This window comes from Bacillus sp. WP8 (assembly GCF_000800825.1).
GTDB lineage: Bacteria > Bacillota > Bacilli > Bacillales > Bacillaceae > Bacillus > Bacillus safensis.
Genome location: NZ_CP010075.1, coordinates 2743197 through 2761059 on the forward strand (window position 1 = coordinate 2743197; position 17863 = coordinate 2761059).

Here is a 17863-nt window from a genome sequence, read left to right on the forward strand (position 1 = left end):
ATACTCACCTCCAATGTATTCCTTGTAACAGGTAATACGAACCACTTTTGTAAAGGTTTCATATTTCATCACAATTCTTCAAAGGGATTTTCGGATAGCTCAAGAATGATTGTCATGTACCCTTATGTTAAAATTTGATCTTGAGGTGATGAAGAAAATGAGTTTATTACATGAAGCAAGACAAGAATTGTGGCACGAGCTGCAAGGTTTGAGCGAAGAACAATTGAACCAAAAATTATCTGATGATACTTGGAGTATTCAAGAGGTAGCAGATCATTTAAAGAAAATGGACCTAGTTGCAGCAAAACATCTAGCTGCTGAGGGGAAAAAAGCACCGATCAAAGAATATGAACCAAAGCCGGTGGAAATGGCAGAGGATCGTTCGAAAAAAGCCACTGCGCCTAGTATTGTTGCGCCTGAGCACAAGCATGTGACACCTACACATTTAAAGGATGAGCTGGATACAGCTCGTGAGCAGCTCAATCAAATTTTATCAACATTTACTGAGGAAGATTTCAAACGCGTCATTGCACACCCTGTGTTTAAAGAGCTATCCCTTAAGCAATATCTTGATTTTATCGGCGCACATGAAAAACGCCATATTCATCAAATCAAAGAAATTAAAGAACAACTATAAAACATAAAAAGGACTCCCTTTAGGGAGCCTTTTTTCATTGTTACACTGTTTTAGGTGTTAACTCAAAGCAGCGCGCATAAATCCATTTGTACGCTTTTTCGTTTAGATCTCTTGGGTTTCCAACTGTTTGCGGATCTTTCATCGCTTCTTTAGATAAACGGTCAATCATATCTTTTGATACACCTTGTTCTTCTAATGAAGGAATTTCTAAATCTTCTACTAAATCATACATCCAGTTCACGGCTGCTTTGGCTGCTTCCTCTGTTGTCATTCTGCTTGTATCAACCCCAAACGCTTGCGCAATTCGTGCGAATTTTTCCGGATACCCTTTCCAGTTATATTCCATCACTGGTCCCATCATCGCTGCAACACACTGACCGTGCGCGACAGGAATAATGCCTCCGAGTGTTTGGCTCATCGCATGTGCAGCGCCAGCTGATTCACTTCCATAAGAAAGCCCGGCAAGCATCGCAGCTTGTGCCATTCCATATCTGGCTTCCAAGTCCTCACCATCAGCAAAGGCACGGCGAATATAATGAGCTGCATATTCAATGGCCATGAGTGCTACCGCATCTGTAATCGGCTGAGCAAATTTCATCGTATAGCATTCAATCGCGTGAGCAAGCGCGTCAATTCCAGTCATTGCTGTCACATGAGGCGGCATGGATACATGAAGCTCTGGGTCAATCACTGTAAGATGAGCTGCAATAAGAGGACCACCTGTATTGAATTTGAATTCTCTTTCTTCATCAGTAATGACTGCCCATTGCGTCACTTCTGAACCTGTACCAGCTGTTGTCGGAATAGTGGTTAAAGGCGGGATTCTGTTTTCAAGCGGTTTTTTCCCCTCTGCCGCTTCGTAATCAAGAACTGAGCCTTCATGAGTCGCCTCTACTCCAATTGCCTTGGCTGTATCCATTGAGCTGCCGCCGCCTACTGCGACTAATCCATTACAGCCTTCTTTTTCATATAAAGCAGATCCTTCGTTCACTAGACGGACTGGCGGATTTGGCTCTACTTTATTAAATAGAACAACATCAATTTGCGCTTCTTTTAATGAAGCAATGACGGGGTCCACCACGCCCGCTTGATAAATGCCGGGGTCTGTTACAAGCAATACCTTTGAAACGCCGTATGCTTTTACTTCTTCCCCAACATGTTTCACTGCACCAATGCCGTGTTTGATGACAGTCGGAATTTCAAATGTATGGAATTTCTGCATGCTTTCAATTTTCATATTTAGTGTCATATAGAATCTCCTCCAAATGCGTAATTTTTATTTAAACCAATGAACTGCTTCAGGTTTTGTATTTCGATATAAATGCTTCAGCTCAGTATATTCTTCAAGTCCCGTGCGTCCTAATTCACGCCCAATGCCTGATTGCTTGTAGCCACCCCACGGTGCTTGAGCAAAATAAGGATGGAAGTCATTGATCCAAACCGTGCCTAATCTTAATTGCCGAGCCACTCTTTCGGCTTTGCTGATATCAGAAGACCACACAGCTCCTGCTAATCCATAAATCGTATCATTTGCCAGCTTGATGACTTCTTCCTCTGTATGGAAGGATTCGACTGTCAGGACAGGTCCAAAGACTTCTTCTTGCACAATCCGCATATCTGACGTGCAGCCTGAGAAAATGGTCGGCAAGTAGAAGAACCCATTTTGCAGCTCCTCTGCGTCAGGTCTTTTTCCACCTGTCTCTAACTTAGCGCCTTCTTCTAAACCGATGCTGACGTATTTTTCTACTTTTTCTCGATGCTCAGCTGAGATGAGCGGCCCGCTCTGGGTGTCTTCATCAAAGCCGTTGCCTAGCTTGATTTTTTTCGTACGCTTCACCAGTTCTTCTAAAAATTCATCATGAATGGATTCTTCCACCAGCAAACGTGACCCTGCTGAACACACTTGCCCTGCATGGAAAAACACAGCATTCATTGCCTGGTCAACCGCTACGTCTAAATCAGAATCTTGAAACACAATATTTGGATTCTTTCCGCCAAGCTCAAGGGCTATTTTTTTCACATTACCGCTGGCTCCCTGCATAATTTTCTTCCCTGTATCAATACCGCCTGTAAATGAAATCAGATCTACTTGATCATTCACAGCAAGCTCATCTCCAACCGTTGCCCCAGGTCCAAGCACTAGGTTTGCAACGCCTGCCGGAACGCCCGCTTCTTCCATGAGTTTAAATACTTTTATCGTGGTGAGTGGTGTGATTTCACTTGGCTTTAGAACGATTGTATTTCCCGCCGCAAGAGCCGGCGCGATTTTCCAGCTTGCTTGAAGCAATGGATAGTTCCAAGGAGTGATTTGTCCGCATACACCGACAGGCTCTCTGATTAATTCACTTTTCGAGTTTGGAATTGGCGATGCAATGATTTCCCCGCCATCTTTATCAGCCAGACCTGCGTAATATTGGAACACGTTCGCAATATCATCCATATCTGCCTTGCTTTCCTCTAATGTTTTCCCTGTATCAAGCGATTCCAATTTGGCTAGTTCATCAAGATCACGTCTAATCAATTCAGCTATCTTAAACACAATATTTCCTCTTTCAAGTCCAGGCAGGTTTGCCCAGTCCCCTTGATCGAAGGCTTTTCTCGCTGCTTTAATGGCTAGCTGCGCGTCATTTCTAGATCCTTCGCTGACTGTCGCGATCACTTCTTGATTGAACGGATTGATAATATCCCGTGTGTCGCTACTTTTAGCGCCAACCCATTGTCCGTCTATAAATAGTGTTTGACTCATAGAAGGAACCTCCTCTGATTCTCTTTGGTAAGTTTGTTAAATAAAAATTTAACGTTTTGAACATAATTAACTTATCATATTCAAATTTTTCTGTCAAAGGGGAGATATGTTTCATTTATTTTGACTTTTTGTATTCTTTCGTTAACATATAGTCCATAAAGATTTTTTTGAACGTATTGAATTCTCTTAATAGAAAGCAGGGACAAAATGAAAAAGCAGGAACAGCCGAAAGCAGAAGATCGTATTTTAGCTGCTAAAGATCTAGTCATTGATTCCATAGCTGAAACGATGGATCTCTATGGCATTACACGAAGTGCAGGTATTCTATATGGGACGATGTATTTAAATGAGGAAATGACACTCGATGAAATGCGTGAAGAGCTGCAAATGAGTAAGCCGAGTATGAGTACAGGTGTGAAAAAGCTGCAAGACATGAATATTGTCAAAAAAACGTTTCACCGGGGCCGAAGAAAACACAGCTTTGTTGCTGAAAAAGACTTTTTTAAGTTTTTCACTAACTTTTTTCCGCAAAAATGGGAACGAGAGGTCGAGGTCAATTTAACAGCAATTGAAGAAGCGCAGGAGCGGCTTCAAGAGGTGGCGCATGATGATCAGCTGGAGGAACATGTAAGAGAGGAAGCGCAGCAGCTCATTGAGCAGCTTGAAAGCTCAAAAGCCTATTATAACTGGTTGAGACGATTAGCCCATTCTGTTCATTCTGGCGAAATCTTTGACTATATTCCAATTGAGCAGAAGGAAAAATAGGCGATGTGTTTACGTTTTACAGCTTGAATTTCACAGGAGGATTGATTATAATAAATTATGTCGTCATACCTCGGGGCATTAGCTCAGCTGGGAGAGCGCTACGCTGGCAGCGTAGAGGTCAGCGGTTCGATCCCGCTATGCTCCATACGAAAAACCATTCTTGAGAAATCAAGGATGGTTTTTTTATGTACATATCTCTTATGCTTGTTCTTTGTTTTTTCGTATTCTTAACCAATTTATGTTGCGGTATGTAATCACAGAAAGATAAGTTAGGATGAGAATGATTGTATAGGACACAGGAAAATCGCTCGTCATTCCGTGATAAATGAAATAGATGAGTAACGCTGACAGCATGATGATTTGGAACAGTTCTTTTTTCATTTTTCTCTCCTCTCATGATAGTGATTTGGTTGATTATATCACACATGATGTCATTTTTTGTTAGCTATCAGCAAGGAAGCATTTCCTCACTTGCTGATAGCACTTTTTATAGATCGTCACTTCTTCAGAAATTGTTCGATTTTGTTCTTCGTCTTCGGTCCGTAAATTCCGTCTGCAGCTAAGCCGTTCATAAGCTGGAACCGCTTGACCGCATTTGCCGTTTTCGGTCCATAATAGCCATCAATTCCGTTGTTTTTTGCCCCTTTGTCTGGGTAAAAATAGAGGGAAGATAAGGCTTTTTGCAATGATGTGACTTGAGGGCCTTTTGTTAAGGGCTTGGTGACTTTTAAAATGCCAGATGGCAGATTTGACGATTTCTGTTTGGAAATGGGTGATTTGTGGCTCAAGCTTTCTGCCTGAACTGGTTTTCTTGTGCTTTTGCTGCCGGTATGCGCTGTGGCTATGCCAGCTTTAAACTGATCCCATCGTCCGAGAAGTTTCCTTGGACACTCTTTCCCGCTCCAATGTTTATGAGGCACTACATTTGATAAAGGAATCCCCAAATCTCCTATCAGCTTGCGAATAAGCCATTGGGCATTTTCGACTGCTTGTTCAAAGTTACCGTCTGCATTTTCACAAATTTCAATTCCAATTGACTTCATATTGCCGGTGCCTCTGCCATCCCCTGCGTGCCAGCCGTTTTCGTTTAACGGTAAATGCTGATAAATCATCTGATCATCAACAGTGTAATGCCAGCTGACACCGGTACTTGAACGTGCAACAAACGCTGCATGACTGGCCGCATTAGCACCTTTTGCACTATTTGACGTATTATGCACTGTAATATAGAGCGGCTTCATCCTGTTTCCTGGTCTGTTGCGATGTTGTTTTGGAATCAATGCTTGAATGATTTTCACCATGTCGTTTCTCCTTCAAGTATTATTTTGTTAGCCCTCTTTGTTTCAGAGCATCTTTTTGTAATTGGCCTTTGTAGGTCACATAATTGTTTTTAAACCAAGCTATTACCGCTGTGACCATAGTAAAAATCGTAGAACCTGCCACATAAAGTGCTTCACCTGCGGTTTGTACTTGCTCCTCACTAATCGGCAGCACCGTCTGTCCAAACATGACAAGCGTTTGATTGATCAGAGCAATAAAAAGAAGCACTGTGCGAATCACAGTGCCTTTGTCGAATGTTTTCATGATCTTTCCTCCTATTTTAAATTTCGTTCTATTTTGTCGAGTTTGTCGATCACGACGTCATACTTTTCACTAAACTTTGCTAACACATCATTTTGCGCCTCGATTTGTGCATTGAGTTTGTTTTCTCGTTCTTTTGTTGTGTTGAGAACATAAAACAGAATCCAGCAAAAGAGAACAGCAAATGGGCCTTGTGTCATTAAGTTTTGAATGACATCTACTTCCATTGGAATCACCTTCTTTCCGGCAAAAAAATAAAGCCATTAGGCTTCGTATATTTCTCCAGTTATATCTTGATAGTCGTCTGCCGAGATCCAGCCGATGCTTACATAAAATGCAATGTCCTCTGGGCCGTAACACTGCCAGTCCCAAAATTGTTTGATATCTGCTACAGTTGGAAACATCATTCTGATTCAGCTCCTTTAAAGATAGCAAATAGCTGTGTTAATTGTTTTGATAATAAAGCATTTTGTTTCTTTAAAAGTTCTATATCACTTGGCGAGAGTGGGGCTGGTTTTAAGCTATCTATATACTCCTGTGTCGCTGATTCGTACCATTGTTGTTTTTCTACATCAAATGCAGCATTATAAAAAGAAGGATTGTTGGGTGGTGCAATTGTTGTGCATTGCTTTGGAATGATATAATTCCCTTCCTCATCCCTCTCAAACACTAGTATAGGTCTGACCAATTCATTTTGTTGATTGTACTCATAAACTTGTATCATACTATCACTTCCTTAATTTAATGGGACGACCGTGTCTAAATAGTAGCCAGTTACCGCACTTTCATTCGCTGCGAGTAAACCAGTTAGCTTTAGCTCTCCTGTCTTATATATAAGTAATTTACTATGACCCGTTGTACCTGATACGGGAACTGATACTACTAGGCCTTTATCTGGTAAGCCCGTACTTGGAATACTTCCACAGATAACTTCTCGATTTGCTTTTAGATGACCTCTCAACAATAATAAGTTTCCCCATTTAGCATATTGAACCGGTCTGTCACCAATAGAAGAACCATTGTCTAATGTGACATTTAGCCACTGAACATTTTCAAAATCAGCATCAGATATTAATCTTCGCCAGCCCTGCCAGCCTAAATTTAAATCTAGATAATTTGTAAAGACGTTATTACGATAATCTACAGCAATCACCCATCCAAAAGTCCCTTTGTTATTACTATCGGCAGATGTAAAATGATAAAAACCACGTGCCGATAAAGCTGAAGGATTGTCCTGTACCCCAGATGGAGAATAAAATGTGCCAAATGTTTTCCCAGTTTGAGTAATTTTATCGAACAAACTCTCTGTAGCTCCTACAGATACACGAACTCCACCCGTATCATTTGTAATTTTGATTAGCTGACTGCCATTCCATTTATTTAAATCTTCTTTACTCGGAAGTGGTGTCCAAGTAATAGTCGTATGACCAGAATTGTAGTAAAAACTGTAAGCATTCCCTGCTATGTCTACCGCAAAGCCTGCCCCAATATTATTTTGACCTACTATTTGCATACCTCTCAGTGAAGTATTTGACGATGATGGAGAATCTTGGACTCCAGAAGCTGCGTAAAATGTACATGTTCCTTTATCCTTAATTGCATCAAATATTTTTGAATCTGGTGAAACATTGATAAGCTGCATACCGTTATCTGCAGTTATTTTATAGATTTGTGAGTCATTCCATTTTTTCTTTTCTTCTTCAGACGCATGTACTCTCCCATCATTTGTATGTTTTAAGAGCTGCTCTAATAGTCCAGTATCATTTTCAAGTAGTACTTCGACCATGTCATTAAACAGATCTGCATGCGCTTTATCATTCACTTCAAAAGCTTTTGGTTCTTTTATTTCCATTCGACTTTCACTCCCTTGCCTTGAAATTTGATTCAATCTCTTGCAGCTGCTCTAAAGTGAGTATCCTTTGCTCGTATCCTGCATTTAGATCTTCCATCGAACAATCACCTAGTTTAACTGCTTGTTTGACCAATTCAGGTGTCACCCATTGGAAATATAATGCCATTACCCAATAATTCATGTTTCACTCTCTCCTTTAAAGAAAAGGATGTCATTTTTTAACGCTTTTAGTTCGTTTGATAGAAGATCACATTGGTGTTCAAGCTGTTTTCTCATCAGCTTTTCTTTAGCTACTTCTTGCGCTAGATAATCTAGTGGAAGCGGTGGTTGATACCTCGGGTTGGCTTGTGATTCCTCCCACCATTTTTTCAATTCTTCTTCTGTTGGTTTGGGCACATCAAGATACCATTCATCTATATACGAACCAGCACCGTCATTTCTTAGTTCAAAATCCTTTTGTGGGTCCGTATCGGGATATTTATATTTAATGGCTTCATATAAAATCATCAAAACCCTCCTATACTCGCGGGAAATTGCGGCCGCCTAATTCAGTAATGTCGAAATAGTTGTACCAGCCTGAATTCTCAGATACGTATCGGCTAACATCTCCGTCATATCCTGCATACATATAAATTTCTAAATAATCCCCTTTATTAGCCGGTACATTGGCAGCACCATAAATTCCCGTACTTAAGCTCAATGTATCAGATGGACTTCCAGGGCTTTGTCTGTGATGTGCAATGTTTTTATACCTTTTTCCATTTAAAAAAATCGCTAATTCAAAGTTTGCGTATCGTTGAAAGGTTTCAATATAAACACCTGCATTAACTAAATACATCCCATTTTCGGGACAGATGAAACGATTATTTTTGATATCAAAATTGTTATGACTGTCTTTTATCTTTCGATTAAAAAGGACTTTTTGGTGCTCTCCCTTGTTTAACAGCTGCTTCCCAGTTGTACCAATATTGGCATGAAGGAATCCAGATATTTTGTGCCATTCGGTCCAGCCAGACCCTGTCCACCAATGACGGCACCACGTACCTGTGCTATCAAAATAACTGCCTGCTTCATTTCCAGTCCCATAGTAATATTGAATAAATCGAAAGTTACTATATTTTTCATTTTTCACAAAGCCGAATCTTGTAGGGTATCCCGTATCATTGGCTTGACCAATATCCATGAATGTAATCCCTATTGGATATTCCTCGCCGCTGACTGTCGCATCTTGAATGGCTTGATCACCTGTTAGCTTGAAGAAGCTTTCATTTGTGATCCCTGCAATTTGTTTACTCAGCGCATAATCATTCTCTACAAGTGTGTCGACCACCTGGTTAAACAAGTTGGCATGGGCTTTGTCAGTGGTTTCAAACGGTAAAGGTGATTTTATGTCCACTTCATTTCCCCTCCATTAATAAATATCATCAATCTCAAAAACGAATTCGATGTCGCCGTCTTTTTGTTTGTCTGTCATGGTGCGGATGGCGGTGAATTTGCCGTCTTCGTCGACAAGTGCTAGTTCGTTGATCACTTCTCCTGCCAGTTCTCCTTCGGCGATCGTGCAGGTGTAGCGGATTTTTGCTGGTTCCATGAAGGTAAATGAATCAATATTTTTTTGGACTAGTTCTTTTTTGAGTTTTTGTTCCGTGCCGTCTAGTGAGATCGGTTTTCCATCCTTCGTTCCCCCATTTCCAAATGCCATTTTGACGACTTTTGTGAGTTTTGTTCCTTCTGCTCTTGCCTTTGCCATTTGTTGACGTGCATACAGTGTTGTTACGGTTAATTGATCAGCCATTGTGATCCTCCTTATAAATCTATTTTTTTAGAAGTTGCTGCGAGCATTTTTGATCCGTCCAGCGGAACAGATCCATCAAGAATCCAGTAATGGTCCTTGATTAGTAAGCTTCCACCCTGCTCAGTTTGGACATGTACTGGCAGACGGAATGTCATCTTCTTTTTGGTTTGATGCTGAAGATGATTTTTTGTGCGTAAAGTCAATGCCGCTCCTTGCTTCGTTTCATGTACCGCTCCAGTCATGACATAGTTCATGCGCTGTGCTGTTTCTGACTGATGTTGAAGCCGCATTCTCATGTTTAATGAATGCCGAAAACGAGCAGGCACATCCGTTGTACCTCGTGTTCCACTGAGATAAAACGTACCATTTAAGACAAATTCACCATTGAGTAAAATCGGGATATGATCGAAAAAACCCACCCTGCTTCGCAGTGTGAGCCTCACGTGATGATCATTTTTTTCATGTACGTCGGTATGATGAAAAGCCGTGAACGTATAAGCCAAGTGAGCAGGCTTTAACGTTTCAAGAATTTCTACAATATATCTCGTGTTTTGCAGATCATCAAGGTTCACACGTAAGGCGAAGTGATAACGATTGGTTGTGAGACGGATGACAGCACTTGGATTCTTGAGAAAGCGATTCACTGATTTCTCTAATGAAAGATACGTGATTGGCGGAATATTAGACATCATATTGAGTAAGCGTGCCCTGCGCAGTTCAATTGAATCATCTGATTCCCGCTGCACCTTCAGCATCCTTTCCCATCTATTCAATCCCCATGTCGCTGTTAAAGGAAAGAACTGATCCGTTAAGTCGAAAATGGATTCGTCCAATTGCTCAAATTCCGGTGCCTCTGTCTTGAGCAGGTGATCCACTTCATAAATTTCTGTAAAATATGGCGGCAAATAGTTTTTCATTTCATCCTGTTTGCTCAATAACCTTCACCTGCCTAAGACGCGGAATCTCAATGTCCTGTAATACTAAGTTTTTCGACTCGCCATTCAATAACACATCTGCATAATCTGACACACTTTCTGAATGATACAAAATATCATTTAAGGCGGACATTCGAATGGTACTCTTTTCAAATGCGATTGATTTCAACAACGTCTTGACCTTTTCTTCTATTTCTTTCTGAGCTCCTTCAAGGGTCCAGTCCATTTGAAGTTCGACAGTCACTTCTATGTCGATATCCAGCCATTTGGCGCTTTCAACGGTTGCTTTTGAACCGATAGGCGCTTGTCCTTCTCCTTCACCTGGCACTGGGTCGATATATTCCTGTACCCTTTTGACAAGAAGGTCTGATGCAACATCTAGATTGCCATCTGTGATGACGATTTTGACCGTCCCTTCTCCGTTCCAAAGCGGGAACACTTTCGCTCTGCCAACACCGGCTACTTCCTCAGCCCATTTTTTATAATGTGCCCTGTTGGCACTGACAGCCTCTCGCCTCGCACGTATTAAATATCGATCGTATAATGAAGCGTCATCTTCCTCCTCTTGACCAGGTATGACCAGTTCTTTCATCGTAATCGATTCAAGTCCTGGAATTGTATCAAGTGACAGCAGAGGCTGTTCTGTTAATTGAACATTGCCTGCTTTACCAGGTGTCTCGCATTCTAGCGTGCCATCCTTCGAATATTGAAAATAAACGTCTTCAATAAAGAAACGTGAGCCAGCTGGAATATTGATATTTTCTGGCTGAATGGCCGCTGACCAAACCGCTTTAGTGGCTGGTTTTCTTTCAATTCCTACTTCAGCAGCCCGCCGATCTAGAAACTCTCCTTGTGCTGTATCTGCAAAGACCAGCTCAAACACTTGATCAAGCCAAATATAGGATTGGGCCAGTTCAGCGGCAGCAGGTGCCAAGGCATTCCAAATCACGCTGTTTTCTCTTTTATCTATATCATCTGGCAGTCTGTCCAGCATTCTTTCCATTAATGCTTCGTACGTCTGTTCCTCAAACATCGCCCTCCATCACCTCCTCTATTTCTAATGTTCCCTCATCTGTGACAATCGCTAATTTGATATGAAACGAGTCATTTTGCTTTGTGACCTCTAACTCTTCAATATGATCAATCCGCTCGTCAACGAGCAGTGCCTCCTCTAGCAGCCTTGGAATCTCCATTTCTTTGTATTCATCCGTGGCTTCTGTATCCGTCAACAGCTCCTGAATTTCAGTGCCAATGTCGTGACTGTAGATAGGATGTGCATACCGCTCTGTCCTAAGTGTCATATAAATAAATTGCCGGATTGCTTCAATACCTGAGATGGTTTCGCCTGTCAGTCTGCCAGTTTCAAAATCTATTCGATACGTCGTCGAGGTTTCAACCTCTTCGTCTTCTTCTACTTCCTCGATTTCTTCCTCTGGTGAAAGTGCCACGTTCATCACCTCCCTTACAATTTGTCGATGATGTAAAAGGACTGTCCTCCTACCATTCCAAGCACCATAATACTGTCTCCTCTTTTCAGCTCATCATCCTCACCCTTATTTAAGCGCTTCGGCCAAATCAGTAATTCTTCTGGAATGATCAGCTTATGATTTTCATTTAATCGGATGCTCAGCGGGGAAACCGCCGTGACTTCTCCAATGACAAGTTCGATTGGAGATTCTGCGTCTACTGCATTCACTGCCAATCGTTTAATCGCTTCACTTAATCTCACGCTTGATCACCCTTTGGCATTGAATTTTTCTCAACAACATCAATTGTCATGGTGTGTTTCACCCCACTGAATTCATGTTTGTCTTGATCGATCCAGTAAGTTTTTTTTACGTTGATTTCAGGAATTTTCAAATAGATTGGGAGACCGCTTTGCAGCTCAGGAATTCCTAGCGCTTGGATGCTTTTGACTTCTTGTTTGACGCCTTTTTTCTCTGCCAGCCGTACTTTTGCTCTCTTTTGCAGCTGCGGCTGATTAATTTGCCCCGTGATTGTCTCAACATGCTGTAAAATACCGTATTTATTCTGACCGGCTTTATCCTGTTCGACCACAACAATCTCGGATTTACTGCCTTTTTTCTTATTCTTCCCCTGTTCATCAGCAGACGTACGCATCTTAACACGAGTGGCTGTCTCTTCAATCGAGGTGCTGTATTGATAGCTGATGAGATTGACGCCTGAATCAATGACCCATACGTCCTCTGGATTAGGCCAGGCTCTCAGCCCCATCTTGCCTTTAGCAGAATAGATTTGATAGTTTCTTCCCGTTTGCCGCTTCGTTTCTTTCAATGCTTTCAATATCATGTCATACAAACTCGTATCATTTTTAAAGACTAGTGATTTGATGACATGTCCTGTATTGGCAATAGAAGTCATTGGAATTTGAAAGTCAGCTCCAATCCGCCTTAAGATCTGATCTGCTCTTTGATTTGAAAAAACATAGACATCTTGGTTTTTCACCAAATATTGAAGCATATCGTATGCGGTAAAGGTCATCTTCCCTTCAACAGGTGTCCGGGAAAAAACGATGCCTCTAAAAAGTTCTTTTCCTTTCCATTTAAAAAGAACCGTGTCCCCTTCCGAGACACGGTAATAAGTTTGACTGCCTTGCTTTGTGATAATATTTGCCTGAATTGAGCGAGGGGCTTGATACCTTTGCCCCTGAAGTGTCACACTCTCTGTGACAAGCTCATACATGGTGCCGCTTCTGATGGCAAAAAGCTCAATCAATGCCAGCCCCCCCTATTGTGGTATTTTTAACCTTTGTCCAGGGAAAATCCAATGCCCCGGCTGCTTAATATTACGTCTGCTACGTTTAATCATCGCTAACTTATTGGCATTCCAAATACGCCGCCATTTTGTACTGTCGCCATAAAACCTGCCAGAAATGGCCCATAGCGTATCCCCTTTTTTGACGGTGTACATTTTTGGTGGTGTTTTTGAAGGCCGTTTCTTTTTCGTTTGTTTTGCTTTTTTCTTCCGTTTGATTTTCCTAGGAGATGCGGTTTTATATTCTTTTAACTCGATCGTAAATTCACGATCTCCAATATCATATGACCCTTCCTTGTGGGTGAAGCTTTCAATGCTGCACGTCATATTGATTTTTGTTCCAGTTACAATCAACCGCACGGATTTCTTAGAACGCATCATTCGTTCAATTTTCCCGATTGCATTCTCTGGTGATGGAATACTTTTATATTCAGCAATCGGCGAATATTTCTTAGGAAATAATGAGGTGAATGATACTTGTTTAGCCGATGGTACGTCAATAAAAGTCAGTTCTCCAAAAGAAGCGACCTTTACCGTTTCATTTTGTACGTTATTTGTGATTTCGAGTTCGGATGGAAGGACAGGGAATCGCAACTTGTCCTTTCCTTGGGAAATCCACAATTGATACACTGATTTACCCATCAATCACGACCCCCTTCGTTCCTGTATGAAGCTCTACTTCAAGTTCATCTACAAGCATTTGTTTAATTTTTTCGACTAGCGATTGTTGATCTTGTCCATTATGGAAATGCTGATCTCCATTGAATTGAATCGTGATTTGTTTATTACCTGACGATGATGTTGTACTGCCTGTTGACTGAGCTGAGGTGACTTGCTGCATCTGTGCTTCTGGTAAAGGAGCAGATGCATTTGATGGATCATATACTTGCATCCCAAGTGCCTTAGCTGCCTGCGTCAATAAATACCTTCCGCGAATGCCTCTTTCCTCGGGAATAATCCATTCACGTTTGTTTCCTTCACCGACTCTAGCCACCTGCTCTTGAGTAATCAATCCGCCATTTGCGTAGCCTTTATAAGGGCCGCCTCTTCTCATACTTCGTAATCCCGGCGTATTGAAGACTGTTCCATATCTGCCCTTAATGTAGTTAATGGCTGCTACGGCATTATGAATTGGGTTCCAAATGTCATTCATGCCCTTGCCTTTATTGGCGTTAAACGTCGTTCCAATGGTTTGCATTAAGCCTTTAGAAGGTGTTCCCTTTTTGGCATTGGAATCCCATAAGTTGATCGCTCTCGGATCTCCATGTGACTCATTCTGCGCGATGGTCATCAGACCTGGAAGCCAGCTCATAGATGTACCAGTTGCCATGATAGCCGCCATGAGCCATTGCTTCACATTAAGATTTGAAGCTCCCATGCCGCTGAAGGCTCCAATTAATGAACCAGCCTGATTCTCAGCAAATTTTTTCACATCAACTGAGTCGAGCCCTTTGACGACACCGATTGATGCAAATTTCCCAAGACTCATCATGACGCGTGAAGGGGAGTGAATGTCTAATTCCTCTCTAAACGCCTGTTCTACTTTCTTCGCCATTTCTTTGGCCGCTTGCGTGACTTCGCTTCCTTTGGAACGCATGCCGCTGTTAAAGGCGTCAATCATTCCTGAGCCCCAGCTTGGTGATTCTTGTTTTGCTTGCAGGAATGGTTGTTTGATATGTTGATCTACGTATAAGTTTGTGCCAGTTGATGTAGCATTTTGACCTGCTGCAAAACCTCTCACCGTCCCAGTGCCCCAAGTTGGTGATGTTGTCATTACTTGTTGGTATGGTGTTTTTACACGACTTTGCAAGAAGCTGGCTGTACCTGTTGGTGTCATCTGCTGACCATTTGCAAAGGCTGAAACCGTTTGTTGACCATACTTTCCTGAGTCTGATGTCAATTGACCAAAAGGCTGCTGAATATTCTTTTGTTTCCATTGATCAAGGGAAATTACTTTACGATTTAACCCTTGTTCAAAATCGTCATTAAATTGCTCGCCAATGCTAGAGGCCTGAATGTCCCCAGTCATCGAGACCGATCCGTCTATTGAACCGACAGAAGATGATGCAGCTACTGCTGTAGGAGCTGGAGAGCTTGATACTTGATTTCCAGCTGCTCCACTTGGCATAACAGACATTCCAAGATGAGAAGCGGCCTGAGCAAGCAGCATCTTTCCGCGTCCTCGGTTATTTTGAGTTGGAATAACAAATTCGTTACCTGCTTCACCAACCCATGATAAGGTTGGCTGGGTGATATAGCCGCCTGTGGCTTTTTTATCAGGGGTTCCAAAGACTTGTTTCAATACAAAATCAACCCCACCGCTAGCCTTATTAAACAAATCTTTGACCCAGCCAAACGCTTTAGAAAACCCATCACCAATAGCTTCTGCTACTTTTACAATCGGCTTTTGAATGTTGTCCTCAAACCATTTGGATAACCCATCCCATATATCTGTCACGACTTTATACGCTTCTTCAAACTTTTCCCCGATACCATCTTTAATGGTTCCTACGGTATCTACAAGTGGATTCCACACATTTTCCATAAACCATGTCGATACAGCACCAAAGATTGATTGTATCTTTTTCCATGCATTTGATAATGCTGTCCAAATCCCTGTAGCGACTGTAACAACTGTGCTGCTTAGTGGCGTCCAGACGTTCTCGATAAACCACCCTGCTACTGCACTAAATGTTTCTTGAATCCATGTCCAGGCATTGACTAGGCTTGACCAGATGGTCGTTGCTACCGTAACGACTGTGCTGCTTAGCGGCGTCCAAACGTTCTCGATAAACCACCCTGCTACTGCACTGAATGTTTCTTGAATCCACGTCCAGGCATTGACTAGGCTTGACCAGATGGTCGTTGCTACCGTAACGACTGTGCTGCTTAGCGGCGTCCAAACGTTCTCGATAAACCACCCTGCTACTGCACTGAATGTTTCTTGAATCCACGTCCAGGCATTGACTAGGCTTGACCAGATGGTCGTTGCTACTGTGACAACCGTGCTGCTTAATGGTGTCCAGACATTTTCTGTGAACCAAGTCGCAACTGTTGACCAAACTTCAACAATTTGGTCTTTGATTTCAATGGCTTTTTGGCCAATCTTTTCAAATCCGCCGCCATCAAACCATTTTCCGATCGTTTCACCGATAGATTCGCCGCCCATACTTCCAGCGATGCCGCCTACTAGACCACCGATAGCTGTACCTACTCCTGGAACTACGCTTCCAATGGCTGCACCTGCTGCTGCACCTGCCATCCCGCCGGCGATACCGCCTCCAGTCGTACCGATCTTTTCACCAGCATTCTCTTTTTTCATACCGATTAAATTTGTTGCACTAAGTAAACCACCTAGAATAGGTACTTTCTTTAGTAATTTACCGCTCCCTTTACCGATATTTTTCATCGCATCCCCTAGTCCCCTTAACCTAGATGTTGGCGCTGTTGTTGGCACTGTTGTTGGCGCTGTTGTTGGCACTGTCGTTGGCGCTGTTGTTGGCGCTGTTGTTGGCACTGTTGTTGGCGCTGTTGTTGGCGCTGTTGTTGGCACTGTCGTTGGCGCTGTTGTTGGCGCTGTTGTTGGCGCTGTTGTTGGCACTGTCGTTGGCACTGTTGTTGGCACTGTTGTTGGCGCTGTTGTTGGCGCTGTTGTTGGTGTCGGAGTGGTACTGCTATTTTCACTTGATTGATCACTTGCTCCAAAGAGACGATCTAATCCAGTCTTCACCCATTGATCTAGTTTTTCTTCAGGATTAAATTTAATCTTCTCTTTAATTCTTCCGATCACATCTTGTTTGTACTCTTCTATTTTATTTTCAACCCAAGGAAGTGCTTTTTCATCCCAAAACTTTCTAGGACTCAATTTTTCCTTCACTTTGTCTGCAACGTCACCTGCATATTTTTGAATTTCATTTAATCCTTTATTGGCAAAGTTCTGTAGCAAACTCTGTTTAGGTTCATCCGTTTTAGCTGACGGACTAGCAGCCTCAGGCTCTTTTTTTATGGTTTTTTCTTTCACAACAGACTCTGCCTGATCTCGTTTTTTCAACTTACTTTTTGCATTGTCTTGAACAGACACTCTGATTTCGTGTTTGGACATCGTCAAGCTTTTGAGTGTCTTTTTGATTCGTTGAATTGCAGCGGTGGCTTGGTCAACCATGTTTAATCTCATATAGTACGTTCTGTTGATGAGCTGAAGGATTGATTTTTTGATTGATGATATTTTACCTGATAATTGATCGTTCAATTTAAACGTCAGCATAATGGGACTTGTCCCCACTTGTCTCAAACGATCTATGCTGGTTTTAATGACATCCAGTCCCTTTGCTTGAATGGATATGACCATATGATTCGGTAACATATTTAACTGATTTTTTAATGATTTTAGATCACGATAGATTCCCTGATCCAGCGTCATGGTAACAGCTGAAATTTTCCGGAGCGATAAGGTGAGATTTCTAAGCTTCTTTTCATCCATTTCTAGGCTTATTTTCACTGGTTTTCTAAATGGTTTGAGCTGCTTCTCAAATGTTTGAAACCGTTTTTGAATGCGTAATAGCTTTTTCGACACCCGGTCTTCTAATTCAAATCGCGCTGTAAGTTTCGCCATTTACTTACCTCCTTTCTTTGCTTCTTTTTCTAACATGTCTAGTTTGTAGCTGATCAGTCCGAAAAGGAATGCTTTGAACGGTCTTGGTGATTCGTATAAATCAAGGAGTTCAGATGGGGAGTAGTGAAGCTCGTGCATCGCGTAATATAAAAACACGGCTTCTTT

23 protein-coding genes and 1 tRNA gene are annotated in these 17863 nt (G+C 42.0%); 3 read left to right on the top strand and 21 right to left on the bottom strand.

Going from position 1 to position 17863, the window contains the following annotated elements; genetic code table 11:
• The first annotated feature begins 157 nt into the window (after positions 1–157).
• The gene (locus tag QR42_RS13900) at positions 158–637 is read left to right on the top strand and encodes a DinB family protein (RefSeq protein ID WP_180272435.1); all 480 of its coding nucleotides are present in this window, start codon (positions 158–160) and stop codon (positions 635–637) included.
• Positions 638–677: 40 nt separating this feature from the next.
• Here the strand turns inward: QR42_RS13900 and QR42_RS13905 are convergent, their stop codons facing one another.
• The gene (locus QR42_RS13905) at positions 678–1886 is read right to left on the bottom strand and encodes a choline dehydrogenase (protein ID WP_039180944.1); all 1209 of its coding nucleotides are present in this window, start codon (positions 1884–1886) and stop codon (positions 678–680) included.
• Positions 1887–1913: 27 nt separating this feature from the next.
• Positions 1914–3383: a betaine-aldehyde dehydrogenase gene (betB, locus tag QR42_RS13910; protein WP_039180946.1), complete on the bottom strand. Its 1470-nt coding sequence runs from the start codon at positions 3381–3383 to the stop codon at positions 1914–1916.
• A gap of 207 nt (positions 3384–3590) precedes the next feature.
• Between betB and cudC the strand changes: the two genes are divergently transcribed.
• The gene (cudC, locus tag QR42_RS13915; protein ID WP_039180948.1) at positions 3591–4148 is read left to right on the top strand and encodes a transcriptional regulator GbsR; all 558 of its coding nucleotides are present in this window, start codon (positions 3591–3593) and stop codon (positions 4146–4148) included.
• Between the two features lie 72 nt (positions 4149–4220).
• Positions 4221–4293 (top strand) — tRNA-Ala (locus tag QR42_RS13920).
• A 53-nt stretch (positions 4294–4346) separates the two neighbouring features.
• Here the strand turns inward: QR42_RS13920 and QR42_RS13925 are convergent.
• The 19 genes from QR42_RS13925 to QR42_RS19285 form a co-directional block, all read right to left on the bottom strand.
• The gene (locus QR42_RS13925; RefSeq protein ID WP_039180950.1) at positions 4347–4529 is read right to left on the bottom strand and encodes a hypothetical protein; all 183 of its coding nucleotides are present in this window, start codon (positions 4527–4529) and stop codon (positions 4347–4349) included.
• Between the two features lie 116 nt (positions 4530–4645).
• Positions 4646–5449 carry a peptidoglycan recognition protein family protein gene (locus QR42_RS13930; protein WP_039180952.1) on the bottom strand — a complete coding sequence of 268 codons (804 nt, stop codon included), beginning with the start codon at positions 5447–5449 and terminating at the stop codon, positions 4646–4648.
• 19 nt (positions 5450–5468) lie between these two features.
• Entirely contained in the window at positions 5469–5732 is a 264-nt protein-coding gene (locus QR42_RS13935; protein WP_019743388.1) for a phage holin, read from the bottom strand.
• Between the two features lie 11 nt (positions 5733–5743).
• Positions 5744–5956: a BhlA/UviB family holin-like peptide gene (locus tag QR42_RS13940; RefSeq protein WP_039180953.1), complete on the bottom strand. Its 213-nt coding sequence runs from the start codon at positions 5954–5956 to the stop codon at positions 5744–5746.
• Between the two features lie 36 nt (positions 5957–5992).
• A complete protein-coding gene (locus tag QR42_RS13945; protein ID WP_039180954.1) occupies positions 5993–6136 on the bottom strand; it encodes an XkdX family protein in 144 nt (47 codons plus the stop codon).
• Positions 6133–6453 carry a hypothetical protein gene (locus QR42_RS13950; protein ID WP_039180955.1) on the bottom strand — a complete coding sequence of 107 codons (321 nt, stop codon included), beginning with the start codon at positions 6451–6453 and terminating at the stop codon, positions 6133–6135. The genes QR42_RS13945 and QR42_RS13950 overlap by 4 nt, the downstream gene beginning before the upstream one ends.
• Before the next feature lie 12 nt (positions 6454–6465).
• Positions 6466–7581, bottom strand: coding sequence for a hypothetical protein (locus tag QR42_RS18725; protein ID WP_052196530.1), 1116 nt, complete (start codon positions 7579–7581; stop codon positions 6466–6468).
• A gap of 7 nt (positions 7582–7588) precedes the next feature.
• Positions 7589–7762 (bottom strand): phage portal protein, encoded by a 174-nt coding sequence (locus tag QR42_RS13960; RefSeq protein ID WP_039180957.1) that lies wholly within the window; start codon positions 7760–7762, stop codon positions 7589–7591.
• Positions 7759–8088: an XkdW family protein gene (locus QR42_RS13965; RefSeq protein ID WP_039180959.1), complete on the bottom strand. Its 330-nt coding sequence runs from the start codon at positions 8086–8088 to the stop codon at positions 7759–7761. The genes QR42_RS13960 and QR42_RS13965 overlap by 4 nt, the downstream gene beginning before the upstream one ends.
• 10 nt (positions 8089–8098) lie before the next feature.
• The gene (locus tag QR42_RS13970) at positions 8099–8977 is read right to left on the bottom strand and encodes a hypothetical protein (protein ID WP_039180961.1); all 879 of its coding nucleotides are present in this window, start codon (positions 8975–8977) and stop codon (positions 8099–8101) included.
• 15 nt (positions 8978–8992) lie between these two features.
• On the bottom strand, positions 8993–9376 hold the full coding sequence (locus tag QR42_RS13975; RefSeq protein ID WP_024423249.1) for a phage tail-collar fiber domain-containing protein: 384 nt from the start codon (positions 9374–9376) through the stop codon (positions 8993–8995).
• A gap of 11 nt (positions 9377–9387) precedes the next feature.
• Positions 9388–10311 carry a YmfQ family protein gene (locus QR42_RS13980; protein ID WP_039180964.1) on the bottom strand — a complete coding sequence of 308 codons (924 nt, stop codon included), beginning with the start codon at positions 10309–10311 and terminating at the stop codon, positions 9388–9390.
• Positions 10295–11344, bottom strand: coding sequence for a baseplate J/gp47 family protein (locus tag QR42_RS13985; protein WP_039180966.1), 1050 nt, complete (start codon positions 11342–11344; stop codon positions 10295–10297). The genes QR42_RS13980 and QR42_RS13985 overlap by 17 nt, the downstream gene beginning before the upstream one ends.
• The gene (locus QR42_RS13990) at positions 11337–11759 is read right to left on the bottom strand and encodes a DUF2634 domain-containing protein (protein WP_039180968.1); all 423 of its coding nucleotides are present in this window, start codon (positions 11757–11759) and stop codon (positions 11337–11339) included. Before QR42_RS13990 ends, QR42_RS13985 begins: the two co-directional genes overlap by 8 nt.
• A gap of 14 nt (positions 11760–11773) precedes the next feature.
• Positions 11774–12040 (bottom strand): DUF2577 family protein, encoded by a 267-nt coding sequence (locus QR42_RS13995; protein ID WP_039180970.1) that lies wholly within the window; start codon positions 12038–12040, stop codon positions 11774–11776.
• Entirely contained in the window at positions 12037–13047 is a 1011-nt protein-coding gene (locus QR42_RS14000; RefSeq protein ID WP_039180975.1) for an XkdQ/YqbQ family protein, read from the bottom strand. Before QR42_RS14000 ends, QR42_RS13995 begins: the two co-directional genes overlap by 4 nt.
• A 12-nt stretch (positions 13048–13059) precedes the next feature.
• Positions 13060–13728, bottom strand: coding sequence for a LysM peptidoglycan-binding domain-containing protein (locus QR42_RS14005; protein ID WP_039180978.1), 669 nt, complete (start codon positions 13726–13728; stop codon positions 13060–13062).
• On the bottom strand, positions 13721–17698 hold the full coding sequence (locus QR42_RS14010) for a transglycosylase SLT domain-containing protein (RefSeq protein WP_052196531.1): 3978 nt from the start codon (positions 17696–17698) through the stop codon (positions 13721–13723). The genes QR42_RS14005 and QR42_RS14010 overlap by 8 nt, the downstream gene beginning before the upstream one ends.
• Complete coding sequence (locus QR42_RS19285) at positions 17699–17836, bottom strand: hypothetical protein (protein WP_095285871.1); 138 nt, start codon at positions 17834–17836, stop codon at positions 17699–17701.
• Between the last annotated feature and the right edge of the window lie 27 nt (positions 17837–17863).

Excerpts from the sequence above, each read along its gene's own strand:
- QR42_RS14010 (WP_052196531.1), bottom strand. The coding sequence starts at position 17,698 with ATGGCGAAACTTACAGCGCGATTTGAATTAGAAGACCGGGTGTCGAAA.
- QR42_RS13935 (WP_019743388.1), bottom strand. The coding sequence starts at position 5,732 with ATGAAAACATTCGACAAAGGCACTGTGATTCGCACAGTGCTTCTTTTT.
- betB (WP_039180946.1), bottom strand. The coding sequence starts at position 3,383 with ATGAGTCAAACACTATTTATAGACGGACAATGGGTTGGCGCTAAAAGT.
- QR42_RS13925 (WP_039180950.1), bottom strand. The coding sequence starts at position 4,529 with ATGAAAAAAGAACTGTTCCAAATCATCATGCTGTCAGCGTTACTCATC.
- QR42_RS13940 (WP_039180953.1), bottom strand. The coding sequence starts at position 5,956 with ATGGAAGTAGATGTCATTCAAAACTTAATGACACAAGGCCCATTTGCT.
- QR42_RS13975 (WP_024423249.1), bottom strand. The coding sequence starts at position 9,376 with ATGGCTGATCAATTAACCGTAACAACACTGTATGCACGTCAACAAATG.
- QR42_RS13985 (WP_039180966.1), bottom strand. The coding sequence starts at position 11,344 with ATGTTTGAGGAACAGACGTACGAAGCATTAATGGAAAGAATGCTGGAC.
- QR42_RS13905 (WP_039180944.1), bottom strand. The coding sequence starts at position 1,886 with ATGACACTAAATATGAAAATTGAAAGCATGCAGAAATTCCATACATTT.
- QR42_RS13930 (WP_039180952.1), bottom strand. The coding sequence starts at position 5,449 with ATGGTGAAAATCATTCAAGCATTGATTCCAAAACAACATCGCAACAGA.
- QR42_RS14005 (WP_039180978.1), bottom strand. The coding sequence starts at position 13,728 with ATGGGTAAATCAGTGTATCAATTGTGGATTTCCCAAGGAAAGGACAAG.
- QR42_RS13960 (WP_039180957.1), bottom strand. The coding sequence starts at position 7,762 with ATGAATTATTGGGTAATGGCATTATATTTCCAATGGGTGACACCTGAA.
- cudC (WP_039180948.1), top strand. The coding sequence starts at position 3,591 with ATGAAAAAGCAGGAACAGCCGAAAGCAGAAGATCGTATTTTAGCTGCT.
- QR42_RS18725 (WP_052196530.1), bottom strand. The coding sequence starts at position 7,581 with ATGGAAATAAAAGAACCAAAAGCTTTTGAAGTGAATGATAAAGCGCAT.
- QR42_RS13945 (WP_039180954.1), bottom strand. The coding sequence starts at position 6,136 with ATGATGTTTCCAACTGTAGCAGATATCAAACAATTTTGGGACTGGCAG.
- QR42_RS13900 (WP_180272435.1), top strand. The coding sequence starts at position 158 with ATGAGTTTATTACATGAAGCAAGACAAGAATTGTGGCACGAGCTGCAA.
- QR42_RS19285 (WP_095285871.1), bottom strand. The coding sequence starts at position 17,836 with ATGCACGAGCTTCACTACTCCCCATCTGAACTCCTTGATTTATACGAA.
- QR42_RS13950 (WP_039180955.1), bottom strand. The coding sequence starts at position 6,453 with ATGATACAAGTTTATGAGTACAATCAACAAAATGAATTGGTCAGACCT.
- QR42_RS13965 (WP_039180959.1), bottom strand. The coding sequence starts at position 8,088 with ATGATTTTATATGAAGCCATTAAATATAAATATCCCGATACGGACCCA.